Source organism: Streptomyces ficellus, from assembly GCF_009739905.1.
Lineage (GTDB): Bacteria > Actinomycetota > Actinomycetes > Streptomycetales > Streptomycetaceae > Streptomyces > Streptomyces ficellus_A.
This window is the reverse complement of sequence record NZ_CP034279.1, coordinates 6,406,705-6,423,117: the sequence shown is the minus strand read 5'-3', so window position 1 is coordinate 6,423,117 and position 16,413 is coordinate 6,406,705. Positions and strand designations below refer to the sequence as shown.

9 protein-coding genes are annotated in these 16,413 nt (G+C 73.9%); 6 read left to right on the top strand and 3 right to left on the bottom strand.

The features are described 5' to 3' along the window. Positions 1-54 precede the first annotated feature (54 nt). Positions 55-1,863: an ABC transporter ATP-binding protein gene (locus EIZ62_RS28855; protein WP_156695600.1), complete on the bottom strand. Its 1,809-nt coding sequence runs from the start codon at positions 1,861-1,863 to the stop codon at positions 55-57. Between the two features lie 96 nt (positions 1,864-1,959). Here EIZ62_RS28855 and EIZ62_RS28850 point away from each other — a divergent pair, with 96 nt between their 5' ends. The 4 genes from EIZ62_RS28850 to EIZ62_RS28830 all read left to right on the top strand — a co-directional run bounded on the left by EIZ62_RS28850 (position 1,960) and on the right by EIZ62_RS28830 (position 8,577). Then, a complete protein-coding gene (locus EIZ62_RS28850) occupies positions 1,960-2,409 on the top strand; it encodes a MarR family winged helix-turn-helix transcriptional regulator (protein WP_156695599.1) in 450 nt (149 codons plus the stop codon). 220 nt (positions 2,410-2,629) lie between these two features. Beyond that, entirely contained in the window at positions 2,630-5,554 is a 2,925-nt protein-coding gene (locus EIZ62_RS28845; protein ID WP_156695598.1) for an FAD-binding and (Fe-S)-binding domain-containing protein, read from the top strand. A gap of 232 nt (positions 5,555-5,786) precedes the next feature. After that, complete coding sequence (locus EIZ62_RS28835; protein ID WP_156695596.1) at positions 5,787-7,214, top strand: Gfo/Idh/MocA family protein; 1,428 nt, start codon at positions 5,787-5,789, stop codon at positions 7,212-7,214. A 46-nt stretch (positions 7,215-7,260) separates the two neighbouring features. Beyond that, positions 7,261-8,577, top strand: a complete 1,317-nt coding sequence (locus EIZ62_RS28830) for an SUKH-4 family immunity protein (protein ID WP_156695595.1) — start codon at positions 7,261-7,263, stop codon at positions 8,575-8,577. A gap of 313 nt (positions 8,578-8,890) precedes the next feature. Here EIZ62_RS28830 and EIZ62_RS28825 read toward each other — a convergent pair whose 3' ends face one another. After that, the gene (locus EIZ62_RS28825; protein WP_156695594.1) at positions 8,891-10,483 is read right to left on the bottom strand and encodes a peptide-N4-asparagine amidase; all 1,593 of its coding nucleotides are present in this window, start codon (positions 10,481-10,483) and stop codon (positions 8,891-8,893) included. Between the two features lie 201 nt (positions 10,484-10,684). Between EIZ62_RS28825 and EIZ62_RS28820 the strand changes: the two genes are divergently transcribed. Next, positions 10,685-12,496: an ABC transporter transmembrane domain-containing protein gene (locus EIZ62_RS28820; protein ID WP_156695593.1), complete on the top strand. Its 1,812-nt coding sequence runs from the start codon at positions 10,685-10,687 to the stop codon at positions 12,494-12,496. Continuing rightward, positions 12,493-14,283, top strand: a complete 1,791-nt coding sequence (locus EIZ62_RS28815) for an ABC transporter ATP-binding protein (RefSeq protein WP_156695592.1) — start codon at positions 12,493-12,495, stop codon at positions 14,281-14,283. Before EIZ62_RS28820 ends, EIZ62_RS28815 begins: the two co-directional genes overlap by 4 nt. 73 nt (positions 14,284-14,356) lie before the next feature. Here the strand turns inward: EIZ62_RS28815 and EIZ62_RS28810 are convergent, their stop codons facing one another. Beyond that, the gene (locus EIZ62_RS28810; protein WP_156695591.1) at positions 14,357-16,321 is read right to left on the bottom strand and encodes a flavin monoamine oxidase family protein; all 1,965 of its coding nucleotides are present in this window, start codon (positions 16,319-16,321) and stop codon (positions 14,357-14,359) included. Between the last annotated feature and the right edge of the window lie 92 nt (positions 16,322-16,413).

Genomic DNA, 16,413 nt, shown 5'->3' with positions numbered 1-16,413 from the left:
CCCCACCCCGGCGCCGCCGCTCCCCCGTCCCACGGGAGCGGCGGCGCCGTCGTGTCAGGGCCTGGCGGGCTCCAGCTCCGCGTCGCCGCGCACCAGTGCGGCGTAGCGGCCGTCGAGCCGCAGCAGCTCCTCGTGGGTGCCGCGCTCGGCGATGCGACCCGCGTCGAGGACGACGATCTCGTCGGCGTCCCGGACGGTGGAGAGCCGGTGGGCGATGGTGATCGTGGTCCGGCCCGCGGACAGCGCGTCGATCGCCTGCTGCACGGCCTGCTCCGTACGGGTGTCCAGGGCGCTGGTCGCCTCGTCGAGGATCAGCACCGGTGGGTCCCGCAGGATGGTCCTGGCGATGGCCAGGCGCTGCTTCTCGCCGCCGGAGAAGCGGTAGCCGCGCTCGCCGACCAGGGTGTCGTACCCGTCGGGGAGGGAGGCGATGTGGTCGTGGATCTGGGCGGCCCTCGCGGCCGCCTCGATCTCCTCGTCGGTCGCGTCCGGCCGGGCGAAGCGGAGGTTGTCGGCGACGGAGGCGTGGAACAGGTACGTCTCCTGGGAGACCACGCCCACCCCGCGGGCGAGGCTGTCGAAGTCCAGGTCCTGTACATCGACGCCGTCGAGCGTGACGCGGCCGCCGGTGACGTCGTACAGCCTCGGGACCAGATAGCTCAGGGTGGACTTGCCGGAGCCCGTCGGGCCGACGACGGCCAGGCTGCCGCCCGCCGGGACGGTGATGTCGATGCCGCTGAGCGCGAGGCCGCTCTTGGCGTCGTACTGGAAGTCCACGCCCTCGAGGCGGACCTCCCCGCGGATCTTCTCCAGCCGCACGGGGTCCGCCGGTTCCGTGATGTCGACCGGCAGGTCCAGGTACTCGAAGATCCGCTGGAACAGGGCGAGGGAGGTCTGCATCTCCACACCGGTCGACAACAGGCTCACGGTGGGCCGGAACAGCCCCTGCTGGAGGGAGACGAAGGCGACGAGCGTCCCGATGGAGATGGCCGGGCCGCCCGCCTGGAGCGCCAGGCCGGCCGCCCAGTAGATGAGGGCCGGCATGGCGGCCATGACGATGCCGATCGTCGACATCCGCCAGCGGCCGGCCATCGAGGAGCGCACCTCCAGCCCGACGAGGCGCTCGGACTCGGCGGCGAACGACCGGGTGAGGGAGTCGGCACGCCCCATGGTGCGGCCCAGCAGGATGCCGCTGACGGACAGCGACTCGGTGACCGTCGCGGCCATGGCCGCCATCTGCTTCTGCCGCTGGGTGGTGATCTTCTTGCGCTCGCGGCCGACACGGCGGCTGATCCACACGAACACCGGCAGCAGGAGCAGGGAGACGACCGTCAGCCGCCAGTCCAGCGCCAGCATGGCGACCACGGTGGCGACGACGGCCGTCAGGTTGGACACCAGGGACGTCGCCGTGGAGGTGACGGTCGCCTGCATCCCGCCGATGTCGTTGGCGATGCGGGACTGGACCTCACCCGTTCGGGTGCGCGTGAAGAACGCGAGCGGCATGCGCTGGAGCCGGCCGTAGACGGCGGTGCGCAGGTCGTGCATCACCCGCTGGCCGACCGTCGTGGAGATCAGCGTCTGCAGGACGCCGAAGACGCTGGTCACCACCGCGGTGAGGATCATGCCGAGGGCGAGCAGCGTCAGCAGGCCGGTGCGCCCCTGCGGAATGGCGGTGTCGAGGATCTCGCGGAGCAGGAAGGGTGAGGCGACCGACACCAGCGACGAGGCGCCGACGAGGAGGCCGACCAGGGCCAGCCTGCCGCGATAGGGGCGGAAGAGCCGCAGGATGCGCCGGACCTCGGCCGGCGGCTGGGCCGGATCGGGCGGTGGTGGCGTCCAGTCGGACTCGAGGTGGATGCGCATGGGCTCCTTCGGAGGCTGGGAGACGCAGGACCGTATGAGAGCATAGCTCATTGTTACCTGACCTCACAATGAGCGTGGTCCTGATATCATCCGGCCATGAACTCCCCCGACGCCGACGGCCTGCTGGCCGAGCAGCTGCTCCGGCTGACCCGGCGCCTCCACCGCAGCCAGCAACGGCAGCTGCAGTCGGCCGACATAGCCATCACCCCCGCGCAGTCGCGGCTGCTGCGCACGGTCGCGCACTACGACCACCCGCCCCGGATGGCCGATCTCGCCGCCCGCCTGGAGGTGGTGCCGCGCGCCGTGACCAGCCTGGTGGACGGCCTGGAGGCGAGCGGGAGGGTCCGCCGCGCCCCCGATCCGGCCAACCGGCGGGTGGTGCGGATCGAGCTGACCGACGCCGGGCGGGACACGCTGCGGCAGCTGCGCACCGCGCGCCGGGCGGCCGCAGAGGACATCCTTGCTCCATTGACCGCCGAGCAGCGCGAGGTGCTCGGCGGACTGCTGAACGCTCTGGTCGACGGAGGGCCGGAGCGCCGCTGCTGACGACCGCCGCGGTGGCGGTCGCCGTCGTGGCGGCCGTGCGGTGACCGCCGCACGGTGGCCGCCGCACGGTGGCCCGCCGTGCGGACGGACGCGCGTGACCGGCCTCGACCGGACCGGACGACTGGTCCGGCGACCGGACCGCGCGGGCCAGTCCACGCGGGGCGCCCGGCCGACCGCGCGGGTGCCGCACGACCCTGTTGCCTGTCGAGGGGAGCGAGACATGCCGCTGATGGAGCCGAAGCCCGACGCCCTCCGGCCCGGCACGCACCACGGCCCGTCCCCCGACCGGGTGCCCGATCTGCTGGCGCACGGCTCGCCCGGGCGGCTGCGCGACGAGCTGACGGCGCTCGTGGGCCCCGGGAAGGTGCTGTCGCAGGTCTCCGATCTCGTCCGCTACGCGTCGGACGCCAGCCCCTACCGCTTCGTGCCGCAGGTCGTCGTGGTCGCGGAGAGCGTCGGCGACGTCGCGGCCGTCCTGGCGTACGCCCACGACAAGGGCCGCGAGGTGGTGTTCCGGGCCGCCGGGACGAGTCTGAACGGCCAGGCGCAGGGCGAGGACATCCTCATCGACGTACGCAGGCACTGGGCGGGTGTCGAGGTCCTGGACGGCGGCGCCCGCGCCCGGATCCGGCCCGGCACCACCGTCGCCCGGGCGAACGCGGCCCTCGCCCGGCACGGCCGGATCCTCGGCCCCGACCCGGCGAGCGCAGTGGCCTGCACGATCGGCGGGGTCGTCGCCAACAACGCGTCCGGGATGACGGCCGGCACGGACCGCAACTCGTACCGTACGGTCGCGTCCCTCACCGTCGTGCTGCCGTCCGGCACCGTCGTCGACACCGGCGATCCGGCGGCCGACGCCGTGCTGGCCCGCGCCGAGCCGGCCCTGTGCGCGGAGCTGCTGGCGATCAAGGCGGAGATCGAGGCCGACCCGGAGCTGACGGCCCGCGTCCGGGCCAAGTACGCGCTCAAGAACACCAACGGCTACCGCCTCGACGCCTACCTGGACGGGTCGACACCCGTCGAGATCCTGCGCGGGCTGATGGTCGGCTCGCAGGGCACGCTCGGTTTCCTCTCCGAGGTCGTGTTCGACACGCTGCCGCTGGACCGCGAGGTGGCGGCCGGGCTGTTGTTCTTCCCGTCTCTGACGGCCGCCGCGGCGGCCGTGCCGCTGTTCACGGAGGCGGGCGCGGCCGCCGTGGAGCTGATGGACGGCAACACGCTGCGGGCCTCGGTGCAGGTCGACGGGGTACCGGCCGACTGGGCGGGGCTGCCGGGCCCGGCCGCCGCGCTGCTGGTGGAGTTCCGGGCACCCGACGCGGCGGCTCTCGCGTCGTACGAGCGGGCGGCGGCGCGCGTCCTCGAACGGGTCGAGCTGGCGGCGCCGGTGGCGTCCGTGACCAACGACTTCACCCGGGACGCCCGCCGGATCGGCGGCTACTGGAAGGCGCGCAAGGCGTTCGTCGCCGCGGTGGGCGGCAACCGGCCGTCCGGTACGACGCTGATCACCGAGGACTTCGCGGTGCCGCCCGGGCGGCTCGCCGAGGCGTGCGAGGCGCTGCTGGCGCTCCAGGCGGAGCACGGCTTCGACGCCGCCGTGGCCGGGCACGCGGCCCATGGCAACCTGCACTTCCTGCTGGCCTTCGACCCGGCCGACCCGGACGACGTCGACCGGTACGCCGCCTTCATGGACGAGTTCTGCAAGTTGACCGTCGAGGAGTTCGACGGGTCGCTGAAGGCCGAGCACGCCACCGGCCGGAACATCGCGCCGTTCCTGGAGCTGGAGTGGGGCCCGAGGGCCACGGAGGTGATGTGGCGAACGAAGGAGGCCTTCGACCCCGAGGGCGTGCTCGCCCCGCGGATCGTGCTCGACCGGGATCCGCGCGGGCACCTGCGCGGCCTGAAGACGGTGCCCCGGGTGGAGCCGGTCGTCGACGCGTGCATCGAGTGCGGCTTCTGCGAGCCGACCTGCCCCAGCCAGGACCTGACGACGACACCGCGTCAGCGGATCGTGCTGCGCCGTGAGATGGTGCGGCAGCACCCCGGTTCGCCGGTGGAGAGCGGTCTTCTCGCGGCGTACGGCTACGCGGCGGTGGACACCTGCGCGGGTGACTCGACGTGCGCGCTCGCCTGCCCGGTGGGCATCGACACGGGCGCCCTGATGAAGCGGCTGCGGCACGCACGGCACTCGGAGCGGGAGGAGCGCGTGGCGGCGTCGGCGGCGCGGCGGTTCGCGGCGGTGGAGGCGGCGGCGCGGCGGGCGGTGGCCACCGGGCGGCGGCTCGGCGACCGGCTGCCCGCCTCGGTGACGGGCCTGCTCCGTACGGCGGTGCGGCCCGACCTGGTGCCCGGCTGGCTGCCGGAGATCCCGGGCGCGGCCCCCGCCGGGCTGCCGGTCACGGAGCGGGCGCGGGCGGTGGCCGTGTACTTCCCGGCGTGCGTGAACCGGGTCTTCGGCCAGCCGGAGGGGTTCGACGGGCCGTCGCTGCCCGAGGCGGTGGTCGCGCTGTCGGAGCGGGCCGGGCAGCCGGTGTGGATCCCGGACGACGTGGCGGGCACCTGCTGCGCCACGATCTGGCACTCCAAGGGGTACGAGGAGGGCGCGAGGGTGATGGCCGGCCGGGTCGTCGAGGCGGCCTGGGGCTGGACGGCGGGCGGGCGGCTGCCGCTCGTGGTGGACGCCTCCTCGTGCGCCCTGGGCCTGGCCCGCGAGGTCGTGCCCCACCTGAGCGGCCACCACCGCGAACTGCACGCGGAGCTGACGGTGCTCGACTCGGTCGTCTGGGCCGCCGACACGCTGCTGCCGCGGCTGACGGTACGGCGCAAGGTGGCCTCCGCGGTGGTCCATCCCACGTGCGCGGCGCGGCACCTCGGCGACGAGGACCGGTTGCCGGAGCTCGCGGCCGCCTGCGCGGAGGAGGTCGTCGTCCCGGACGACGCCGGCTGCTGCGCGTTCGCCGGTGACCGCGGGATGCTGCACCCCGAGCTGACGGAATCGGCCACGGCGCGGGAGGCGGCGGAGGTGACGGCGCGGACGTTCGACGCGTACCTGTGCGCGAACCGCATGTGCGAGATCGGGATGCAGCACGCCACGGGCCGCCCGTACCACTCGGCGCTGCTGCAACTGGAGCGGGCGACGCGACCGTAGGGACACCGACAACCCCGACCACCCCGACCCCGCCCACCGAGGCCCCAACCCAGCCTCCGACAACCACCACGGCCCCGGCTCCCGCCCGGGGCCGTCGTCGTGCCGCCGCGCGAAGAGTCCATGCACTCGCGACGGGAGTCCAAACGGAGCCCTTGCGTACCAGCGGCCCCAACGGCCAGGGTCCTCACCGGGATTCATGAACCAGCCGCGCACACGACGCACTGGAGGTTCGATGAACGACGCTGCACCGGGGAACCAGGACCGGGGCTCCGACCCGCCCAGCCGCCGTTCCGTGTTGCGGACCACGGCCGGGGTGGCGGGCGCCGCAGGGCTGGGGTTCGGTGTGCTGGGAGCCACCCCCGCGGCCGCGGCCACGCCCTCCGCCGAGGACGCCGGCTCCGCTCCCCCGCGCCAGGGCCGGACCATGGCCGGGGTGCCGTTCGAGCGGCGGTCCACCGTCCGCGTCGCGATCGTGGGGCTCGGCAACCGCGGCGGCAGCATGATCGACCTGTTCCTCGCCCTCCCGGGCGTCCGGGTGACCGCCGTCTGCGACCCCGTGAAGGCCAAGACCGAGCGGGCGGCGGCCAAGGTCGTCGCGGCCGGGCAGCCGTCACCGGCCGTGTACGCCAGCGGCGAGAACGACTACGAGAAGCTGTGCGAGCGCGGTGACGTCGACCTGGTCTACGTGGCGACGCCCTGGGACCTGCACTTCGCCATGGCGAGGACGGCGCTGCTGAACGGCAAGCACGTGGGCGTGGAGTGCCCCGTCGCGATGCGTCTGGACGAGCTGTGGGCGCTCGTCGACCTCTCCGAGCGCACCCGCCGCCACTGCATGCAGCTGGAGAACTGCTGTTACGGCAGGAACGAGATGCGGGTGCTGCGCATGGCGCACGCCGGGAAGTTCGGCGAGCTGCTGCACGGGGCGGGGGCGTACAACCACGACCTGCGGGGGCTGATGTTCTCGCCGACGTACTACGAGGGTCCCTGGCGCCGTCTGTGGCACACCCGGCTGCGCGGCGATCTGTACCCCAACCACGGCTTCGGTCCGGTCGCCAACTACATGGACGTCAACCGGGGCGACCGGGCGGTCAGTATCAGCAGCTTCGGCACGCCCGCGCTGGGCCTGGCCGAGTACCGGGAGGCCAACGTTCCCCGGAGCGACCCCAGTTGGAAGGAGACGTACATCGAGAGCGATCGCACCATCAGCATGGTGCGGACCGCCCGGGGCCGGGTGATCCGGCTGGAGCACGACGTGTCCACCCCGCACCCGTACAGCAGGATCAACAGCCTGGGCGGTACGAAGGGCGTCTTCGAGGACTACCCGGAGCGGATATACCTGGAGCCGGACCACAGTGACGACCGGTGGGCCGACTTCTCGGCGTACGCGGACGAGTTCGACCACTGGCTGTGGAAGGAGCACGCCGACCCGCCCGGTGGGCACGGCGGGATGGACTACATCATGGTGTACCGGCTGATGCAGTGCATGCGGCTCGGTCTGGTCCCCGACTTCGACGTGTACGACGCCGCCACCTGGACCGCTCCGGTGCCGCTCAGTCACGCCTCGATCAGGGCGAACGGCGCCCCGCAGCGGATTCCCGACTTCACGCGCGGGGAGTGGCGCGGGGCGCGGCCGGGGGTGGACTCGGTCAAGCCGGAGTGAGGGCCGCGCCCGGGGCGTTGTCATTGGCCGGTGACACGATGGCCGTATGAACGAGGAACTCGACGACGTACTTGCCGACCCCGCACGGCTGTTGGAGGCCGACCGCGCCTCGGTGCGCGACCACGTCGCGGCCGGGGGTGGTACGGGGGCCGTGGCGCGGGAGGGCCGGGAGGTCTTCCTCCAGGCCGAGGCGATCTTCGGTGGCGCCGGTGTGTCGCGTGCCGAGTTCGCCTCCTGGCTCCATTTCGCGGCCACGGCGACCGGGCACGAGGAATTCGCCAAGGGGGTGGCGAAGGCCGAGCCGGGCATGCCGTGGCGGACGGTGTGGGCGTGCTGGCGGCCCGCGAACTGGTTCGTGGCCCAGCCGAGCCTGAACGGTGACTACTACCAGGTGCACCGCCGTCTGCACGAGGGCCGGCTGCTCATCGAGGTGGAGGACTGGCGCGGCCGGGTCCGGTTCGACGCGGAGACGGGCGCGAGGGTACGGCTGCCCGCCGTGGACGAGCTGCCGGAAGCCCCCTTGCCGCGCGAGGCGCTCGAAGCACCGGAGCTGAAGCAGTGGAACCTGACGGCGCCGGAGAGCTGGGAGGGTGCGTCCGTGTTCGCCGCCGACGGCGGCAGGGTCCGCCATCTCGTCCACGGGGTCTCGGGCCTGGCGGTGCTGGAGACGGACGCGGAGGTGCTGCGTGACTGGCCACGCGGCCAGGGCGTCGACAGCGCCTCGTCCGAGCGCGCGCTGCCCAAGACCGCACCGGATGTGCGGCGGCCCACGGGCCCGCTGACCCCGGACCGGGTCGACGAGGCCTTCGGCGAGCGCAATGTGCTGCGCGTGCCGGGAGACGACCTCCCCGAAGGGCTCGAACACCCTGCCGGCAGGCGCCACTTGCGGGACATCGGGCTGCCCGCCCAGTGGTTGTGCCACACCGCCCAGTACGAGACCCTGCCGCCGGGGGCCATGCGCTCCCCCACCGATGACGAGCTCCCGGGGGACCGGCTGCCCGCCGGTGTGGCCGCCCGCGACCTGATCGCTTTCGGCTCGGCCGAGTACGGTGAGCTGTACGTGCACCGCCACGACGGTTCGGTGCACATCTGGAGCAACCTGCACGGCCCGGCGCGCGCGGCGCTGGTGCCGCTCGCCCCGGACCTCGACGTCTTCACACGGGTCCTCGAGGCCGTCTACCGCTACAGCAACGCCTGCTGGCACCCCTACCCCGTGGAGGGAGACCAGGACGCGGTGGCGGAGCTGTTCGTGGACGAGATCGAGGGGCTGGCCCCTGGCCTGTTCGACCGCGGGACGCCCTGCGGCGAGGTGTGGAGCTGGCTCTACGCAGGCATCACCGAGCTGGGAGTGGACGGCTTCTAGGGCGTGTTTCGAAAGTAGCGTCGTCCGCCCGGAGGGCGGGGCCGGGGGCGTCTGGTGCGTGCGATCGCAAGGCGGAGGTCGGAGAGCGCAGCGGGCTGCGCCGACGGCCGACAACGCCGCGAGGGTGCGTGCCAGGCGTTCCCGGCCGGACGGGACTTTCGAAACACGCCCTAGGGGCTTTACGGACACGACCCGGGGCGTTCGGATCCTGCCGGGCTCGCGACGCCCGGACAGCGCGCGTCGCGGCGTTGCCGGTCGTGTCGCCCGCGCCCGGGGCACCGTCAGCGTGCCCCGGGCCGGGCCGGGTGCCGGGTCAGCAGCGGCGGCGGTCCTCGGTCACCGTTCCCTGCGCGGTCCTCAGGCTGCGGTCGTAGCAGCCCCCCGGGCCGTACAGCCGGTACCGCTCGGAGCTGGTGCCGACGGCGTGCCGCTGGTCGCGCGGTACGCCGGTGGTGTAGGTCGCGTCGCCGGCGTACCGGTCGTCCAGCCGTGTCCGGACCGGCCGGTGGCCCTGGCGCAGGGTCACCGTGTCGGCGCGGTCGCCGAGGCGGAGCACGGTGCGAAGCCGGTCGCCGGTGCCGAGCGTGGTCTCGCCGTCCATGGTGTACGCGCGGGTGGTGCGGGTGGTGGTGCGGTTCCGGGCGACGGTCTCGTCGTCCCGCCAGGTGGCGGTCAGGGCGTCCCGGGTCTCGCCGTCGGTCCAGCGGTGTGCGGAGGTGTGGGACACCGTGCGGGTCACGGTGGTGGTGACGCGGCCGTGCGAGGTGTCGAGGTGGCCGGCGACGGTGAGCCGGTGCGTGGCCCGGGTGTCGAGGCGGTGCTCGGTGCCCGGCGTGTACACCGGTGAGTTGACGGGCGCGCGCTCCTCGTGGCGGGTGAGCGCGCCGGTGACGACCCGGCGGGCCTCGTCCTGCCAGAGCAGCACGTTGGTGGGTGTCGACCAGCCGGGTCGTCCGGCCGGTACGCCGGTGACGGTGACCTCGACGCGGTGCGGGCGGCCGTCGTTGAGGAGGGCGGCGAAGGGGGTCAGGTCGTAGAGGAGCGGCTTGACGTCGAAGGCGCGGGGGCCCGGGATCACGTACCAGAGGAAGGGGTTGGACCAGCCGCCGGTCCAGACGGTGGGGAAGGGCGCGGCGATCCCGGCGAGCCGCCCGTCCACCGAGACGCGGACCTCGCGGTGCGGTCCGCCGGCCGCGGTGCAGGAGTAGGGCGCGGCGTCGGGGACGGTGAGGTACCAGTACTCCTCGCAGCCGCCGCCGGAGCCGGTGGCGTACACCTCGGCGAGGATCCGTTCGGAGTTGCGTGGGGTGGTGAGCGTGGGGTTGGTGAGGGGGATGACGCGGTCGGGCACTCCGGTGGCGGCCGGGGGTCCGGCGTAGAAGGACAGGGTCACCGTGACGTCGATGACGCCGGTGTGGGTGTCGTCGACGACGTTGCCGATGAGCATCTCGACCGGCTGGGGGCGGCGGAGGGTGTCGCCGTACCGGGTGATGTCCTTCTCCACCGACCAGGTGATGCCGTCGGGTGACGGTTGCGGGGTGGAGGTGCGGAGGATCTCGACGCCGCCGAGGGCGAGGTGGCCGAGGCGGTCGTACTGGCGTCCCTTGACGCTGCCGTCGAGGCGCAGGACGACGGTGTTCCACCGGTCGCCGCAGCCCTCGGGGGGCGTGTAGGTGCCCTTGTAGGGCGTGAAGTCGCGGAACTGCGCCCGGGCGAGCGTCATTTCGCAGGTGGGTGCGGCGGCCGGGCGGGGTACCGGCGGGGCGGCGGTGACGGGATCGTGCCAGTCCGTGCCGAACTCGGCCGGTGGCTCGTGGGGCGCGGCGGACGCGTGGGGCGTCCCGAGGAGCGCGGCGAGGACCAGCGCCGCACTGACGAGCATCCTCATGGCGTGTCGTGGGCTCATGGGCCGGGAGTGAAGCGCGGGACCCGGGCGCGCCGCCAGGGCGGGCGGTGGTCCTTGGCGCGTTCCGCGCGGTCGCACCGGAAATTCGATTGCGCCCCGGGGCCCGAAAGGCGAACCTTGCACGGTTTCCGGCTGCCGGGCCCGCTCGGTTCCGGTTGCCGCTCCGCGCTGCCCGCCCGTCGACGGAACCCCTGGGACGCCATGCAGATTCAGCATCTTCCGTACGCAGATCCCGGCGATCCCGACGTCGGGTCGGGCACGCGCCTCCTGCTGTGGCTGGGCCGCAACCAGCTGGGCGGCCAGGTCAGGTCGACGCTGTGGGGCCTGCTGCTGCACCTCGGCATCGCCGGGCTCCCGCTGGGCGTGGGCCTCGCGGTGCAGGCCGTCGTGGACCGTTCCGGCAGCGGCCTCGCGTGGGCCGGCGGGCTGATCGCCCTGCTGGGCGCGGCCATCGCGGTGGGTGACACCATGCAGCACCGCACCGCCGTCACCAACTGGATCACGGCTGCCGCCCGGGTCCAGCAGTTGCTGGCGCGCAAGACCGCCGAGCTGGGGTCGCTGCTGACCCGCCGGGTCGCCGCCGGCGAGGTCGTCGCCGTCTCCACCTCCGACGTGGAGAAGATCGGCTGGTTCGTGGAGGCGCTGTCGCGGTTCGCCGCGGCGGCCACCACGCTCCTGCTGGTGTGCGTGGGCCTGCTCGTGTACCAGCCCGCCCTCGGTGTCGTCGTCGCCGTCGGCGTGCCCGTGCTCGCGCTCGCCGCGCTGCCGCTGCTCCCCCGCGCGACCCGGCGTGCGGACGTCCAGCGTGAGAAGGCGGGCCGGGCCACGGAGCTCGCCTCGGACACGGTCGCCGGCCTGCGGGTGCTGCGCGGGATCGGCGGGGAGGAGCTGTTCCTCGGCCGCTACCGCGAGGCGTCCCAGGAGGTGCGCCGGGCCGCGGTGCGCAGCGCCAGGATGTGGGCGCTGATCGCGGCCGTCCAGGTGGCGCTGCCGGGCCTGTTGCTGGTCGTGGTCGTGGTGTACGGGGCGAAACTCGCCCTGGAGGGCCGGGTGTCGGTCGGCGAACTGGTCACCGTGTACGGCGTGGTGACGCTCACCCACCACCCGCTGCGCAACTTCGAGGAGATCGCGATGGCGTACTCCTTCTCGCGCCCCTCCGCCCGGCGTGCGGCCCGGGTGCTCGCCCTGACCCGCACCACGACCACCACCCCGGCCGGGGCCACGTCCGAGGCCACGTCCGGTGCCACGTCCGCCGGGTACGAGCCGCCCGGCGGGGACCTGTACGACCCCGTCACCGGGCTGCTCGCACCGGCCGGCCTGTTCACCGCCGTGGTGTGCGGCGACCCGGACGCCGCCGGGCGGCTGGCCGACCGGCTCGGCGGCCACCCGTCACAGGACCCGGAGGACCACGTGTCCGTCCTGCTCGGCGGGGTGCCGCTGGACGAACTCCCGCTGGACGCGGCCCGTTCGGCCGTCCTCGTACAGGACAAGGACCCGATCCTGCTGTCCGGCACCCTGCGCGAGCTGCTGGACGTGCCGGCGTCCGGGAAGGTCTCCGCCGAGGAGGCCCTGGCGGCCGCCCGGTGCGGTGACGTGCTGGGCGCGCTGGCCCAGGCGGCGCCGGAGCCCGGCGGCGACCCGATGCTCACCCGGATCACCGAGCGCGGCCGGTCGCTGTCCGGGGGGCAGCGCCAGCGGCTGGCCCTGGCCCGGTCGCTGGTCACCGACCCGGAGGTGCTGGTGCTGGACGAGCCGACGTCGGCGGTGGACTCGCACACCGAGGCGCGGGTCGCGGCGGGCGTCCAGCGGCTGCGCTCCGGCCGGACGACCGTGGTGCTGGCGTCGTCGCCGCTGCTGCTGGACCCGGCGGACCGGGTGGTGCTGGTGCACGAGGGCCGGGCGGTGGCGGTGGGAACCCATCGCGAACTGCTGGTCACCGAGGCGCGCTACCGCGCGGTCGTCACGCGCGAGACCGAGGAGGAAACCCTGGTGGACATCGAGGAGTCGGCATGACCGCCGCCATCGGCCTGACACCGCCGGCTCACGACCCGGCGGCCCCGGAGTCGGCGACCACGCTGCCGGTCGGCACCCCGGCGACGGTCCGGGCGTACGTCACCGGGCTGCTGCGCCGCCACCGCGCCGCCTTCGCCGTGCTCGTCTCCGTCAACGCGGTCGCGGTGATCGCCTCGATGGTGGGGCCCTACCTGCTCGGCTCGCTGGTGGACCGCCTCGCGGAGGGAGCGCGGGACCTCCACCTGCCGGTGACGGTGGGGCTGTTCACGGCCGCGCTGCTGGTCCAGACGGTGTTCGTCCGGATGGTGCGGCTGCGTGGCGCGATGCTCGGGGAGGAGATGCTCGCCGATCTGCGGGAGGACTTCCTCGTACGGTCGGTGGCGCTGCCGCCGGGCGTGCTGGAGCGGGCCGGCACCGGTGACCTGCTGTCGCGGATCACCACCGACATCGACCGGCTGGCCGAGGCCATGCGGGAGGCGGTGCCCCAGCTGACCGTCGGCGTGGTGTGGGCGGGGCTGCTGATCGGCGGGCTCACGGTGACCGCGCCGCCGCTGGCCCTCGCCGTGCTGGTGGCCGCCCCGCTGCTGGTCGTGGGCTGCCGCTGGTACTTCAGGCGGGCGCCCGCGGCGTACCGCTCGGAGGCCGCGGGGTACGCGGCGGTCGCCGCCGCCCTGGCCGAGACGGTCGACGCGGGCCGGACGGTGGAGGCCCACCGGCTGGGCGCGCGCCGGGTCGCCCTGTCGGACCGGCGGATCAAGGAGTGGACGGCGTGGGAGCGCTACACGCTCTACCTCCGTTCCGTGCTGTTCCCGGTCATCAACGTCACGCACACCACGGTTCTGGCGGCCGTCCTGCTGATCGGCGGGGTGTTCGTGCTGAACGGCTGGATGGACGTCGGGGACCTCACCACGGGGGCGCTGCTGGCGCAGATGCTGGTGGAGCCGGTCGGCATCATCCTGCGCTGGTACGACGAGCTCCAGGTGGCCCAGGTGTCGCTGGCCCGGCTGGTGGGCGTGCGGGACATCGAGCCGGAGCGCGGTGACGAGTCGGTCGGCCCGGACGGGCGCGAGGTGCGGGCCCGGGAGGTGCGGTTCGGCTACCGCGAGGGGGTGGACGTGCTGCACCGGGTGTCGATGGAGGTGGCGCCGGGCACGCGGATGGCGCTGGTCGGCCCGTCGGGCGCGGGCAAGTCGACGCTGGGGCGGCTGCTCGCGGGGATCTACGCGCCGCGGGCGGGCCGGGTGACGCTGGGCGGGGCCGAGCTGTCGCGGATGCCCGCCGAGCGCGTCCGGGAGCACGTCGCGCTGGTCAACCAGGAGCACCACGTCTTCGTCGGGTCGCTCCGGGACAACCTGCTGCTGGCGCGGACGGGCGCGGAGGACGCCGAGCTGTGGGCGGCGCTCGGGGCGGTCGACGCCGACGGCTGGGCGCGGGCGCTGGACGACGGGCTGGACACCGGGGTCGGCTCGGGCGGTCTGGCGCTGACCCCGGCGCAGGCGCAGCAGATCGCGCTGGCCCGCCTGGTGCTGGCGGACCCGCACACACTGGTGCTGGACGAGGCGACGTCCCTGCTGGACCCGCGCGCCGCCCGGCACCTGGAGCGGTCCCTGGCCCGGGTGCTCGAAGGGCGCACGGTGGTCGCGATCGCGCACCGGCTGCACACGGCGCACGACGCGGATGTGATCGCGGTCGTCGAGGAGGGCCGGATCACCGAACTGGGCAGCCATGACGACCTGGTGGCGGCCGGCGGGGCGTACGCGGCGCTGTGGCGGTCGTGGCACGGGTAGGTCCGGAAGCAAGGGGGCCGGGGGCCGGGGCCAGGGCTTGTTGCCGCCCCGGCCCCGGCCCCCGGGCGTGCCGTCAGCCGGTGCCGTGGACCTCCAGGGCCGCGCGGACGGCGGACTCCAGGGCGCCTTCGATCCAGGCGGGCTTGACCGAGGTGTGGCAGCCGGCGAAGTGGAGCGGGCCCTCCGGGGTGCGCATGTCGAGGAGGATCTCGGTGTGCTGGCCGGGCAGCAGCACGGACGCCTCGCCGTAGGCGTAGGGGTCGCGCTGCCAGCTCTGGGTGCGGCCGACGCCGGTGAAGAAGACCTCCAGCCGCTGCCCGTACACCTCCTGCATGCCGCGCAGGGCGAGTGCGTAGCGGGCCGCGTCGTCGTAGGAGTCCCAGCGCCTGGCGTCGTCCGCCCAGCTGTAGGAGGCGAGGACGACGCCGCCGTCGCTGCCGGGCACGGGGTGCGAGGGGTTGAACATGAAGCGGTTGGCGTTGTCGGTGACGGAGCCACCGCCGATCACCCCGGCGGCCTCGGGCTGGGCGCGGGAGACCCAGGCGTTCGCCGCGTAGTGGGTGCGCTGGTCCTCGGTGAGGTGGCCCCGGGGCACGGACGGGTGGGCGCCGAGCCGCCGTCCGTCCTGCGGCACCCGGCCCTTGCGGTACTCGTCGTAGAGGCCGGGTTCCATGGCGTCGAGTTCGCGGCGCCAGTCCTCCTCGGCGAACTCCCACCAGCGGCGGCTGAATTCGAGGAGCACCTTGGTGGCGCTGTCGTAGTGCACCTCGGTGATGGCGCGGCGCTTGGCGTAGGACGGCCGGGGTGAGATCTGGACGTGCCGCAGGCCGGAGAAGGGGATGGTCACGATCGCCGCGTCGCCGGTGAACCGCTCCTGGACGACCTTGCCGCCGCGGCCCTCGGAGACGGTGTCGACGACGACCCGCTTCCCCTCCTGCCTGGTCTCGACGCGGGTGACGCGCCGGTCGAAGCGGACCTCGTCGCGCACCTGGTCGAGGAGGGCGTCGGCGAGGACGGCGGTGCCGCCGGTCAGCTCGTGGAAGGCGGTGCCGGGGCTGATGAGGGACTGGCTGATGAAGGAGTGCAGGAAGGAGAGCGGCAGCCGGGAGGTCATGTTCTCCAGGGTCCCGATCAGGTCGACCGTGCGGGTGTCGAGCCCGGCGTGCTCGGTGAGGAACCGGTACATGGACCAGTCGCCGAAGCGCTGCACGATCCGGGCCCAGCCTTCGAGCAGCTCGGGCATCGGCTTGTCGACGCGGGTGCCGTCGGGGCGACGGGTGCTGTACTCGTCGCGTACGGGGTCGAGGACCCGGCGCACGATGTCGGCGGCGGGGACGTTCTCGTACTCCTTGGGCACGCCGAAGGAGCGGTTGACCGCTCGCGGGTCCTTGGCGTAGTCGGCGCGGCGGGTGCTGATGCCGTTGACGCGGATCCAGGTGCGGTACCGGGGCTTGCCCGCAGGGTCGGTGTCCACGTAGCGGAAGGGGCGGCGTTCGATGCCGAGCTTGTCGATGAGCCCCATGACGAGCGGGTGGCTGCCGGGGATGCGCATGGCGCCGGCCTCGGCGTACTGCTTGGGGTCGGCGAAGGCCTGGGCGGCGTTCTCGTGGCCGCCGGTGCGGAAGGTCTTGATGCGGCCGCCGGCGCGGTTGCCGTTGGCCTCGATGACGGTGACCCGGTGGCCGGCCCGCTTGAGGAGCGAGGCGGCGACCATGCCGGCCGGTCCAGCGCCGAGGACCAGCACCTCCTTGGGTGCGGAGGCGCCCCTGGGCAGTCCGCCGCCGAGCAGGATCCTCTCGTAGCGGGGCACCAGCGGCCGGTCGTCGTCGTCGAGCACGAGCAGGGCGCGGGCGACACCGAGGCACGTCTCCCAGTCGGCGGTGGACCGCGGCGCGGGTGCGGCCGCGGGCGGGGCGGCGGGCGCGGCAGCGGCGGCGGGTGTCGCAACGGTGGCGGGCAGGGCGGCGGCAGCGGCCACCACCCCGGCCCGGGAGGTGAATTGACGGCGGCTCAGTTCTGCGGAATCAGCGGAATCCATGATCAGAAGAAAGCGGATCATGAGGTTCCGTGGAGCGGCTTCGTGTCCGGTTCACCCGAACGGGACGGCCAGGAGCAGGCCAGTCGCGTTCA

Excerpts from the sequence above, each read along its gene's own strand:
- EIZ62_RS28855 (WP_156695600.1), bottom strand. The coding sequence starts at position 1,863 with ATGCGCATCCACCTCGAGTCCGACTGGACGCCACCACCGCCCGATCCG.
- EIZ62_RS28850 (WP_156695599.1), top strand. The coding sequence starts at position 1,960 with ATGAACTCCCCCGACGCCGACGGCCTGCTGGCCGAGCAGCTGCTCCGG.
- EIZ62_RS28845 (WP_156695598.1), top strand. The coding sequence starts at position 2,630 with ATGCCGCTGATGGAGCCGAAGCCCGACGCCCTCCGGCCCGGCACGCAC.
- EIZ62_RS28835 (WP_156695596.1), top strand. The coding sequence starts at position 5,787 with ATGAACGACGCTGCACCGGGGAACCAGGACCGGGGCTCCGACCCGCCC.
- EIZ62_RS28830 (WP_156695595.1), top strand. The coding sequence starts at position 7,261 with ATGAACGAGGAACTCGACGACGTACTTGCCGACCCCGCACGGCTGTTG.
- EIZ62_RS28825 (WP_156695594.1), bottom strand. The coding sequence starts at position 10,483 with ATGAGCCCACGACACGCCATGAGGATGCTCGTCAGTGCGGCGCTGGTC.
- EIZ62_RS28820 (WP_156695593.1), top strand. The coding sequence starts at position 10,685 with ATGCAGATTCAGCATCTTCCGTACGCAGATCCCGGCGATCCCGACGTC.
- EIZ62_RS28815 (WP_156695592.1), top strand. The coding sequence starts at position 12,493 with ATGACCGCCGCCATCGGCCTGACACCGCCGGCTCACGACCCGGCGGCC.
- EIZ62_RS28810 (WP_156695591.1), bottom strand. The coding sequence starts at position 16,321 with ATGGATTCCGCTGATTCCGCAGAACTGAGCCGCCGTCAATTCACCTCC.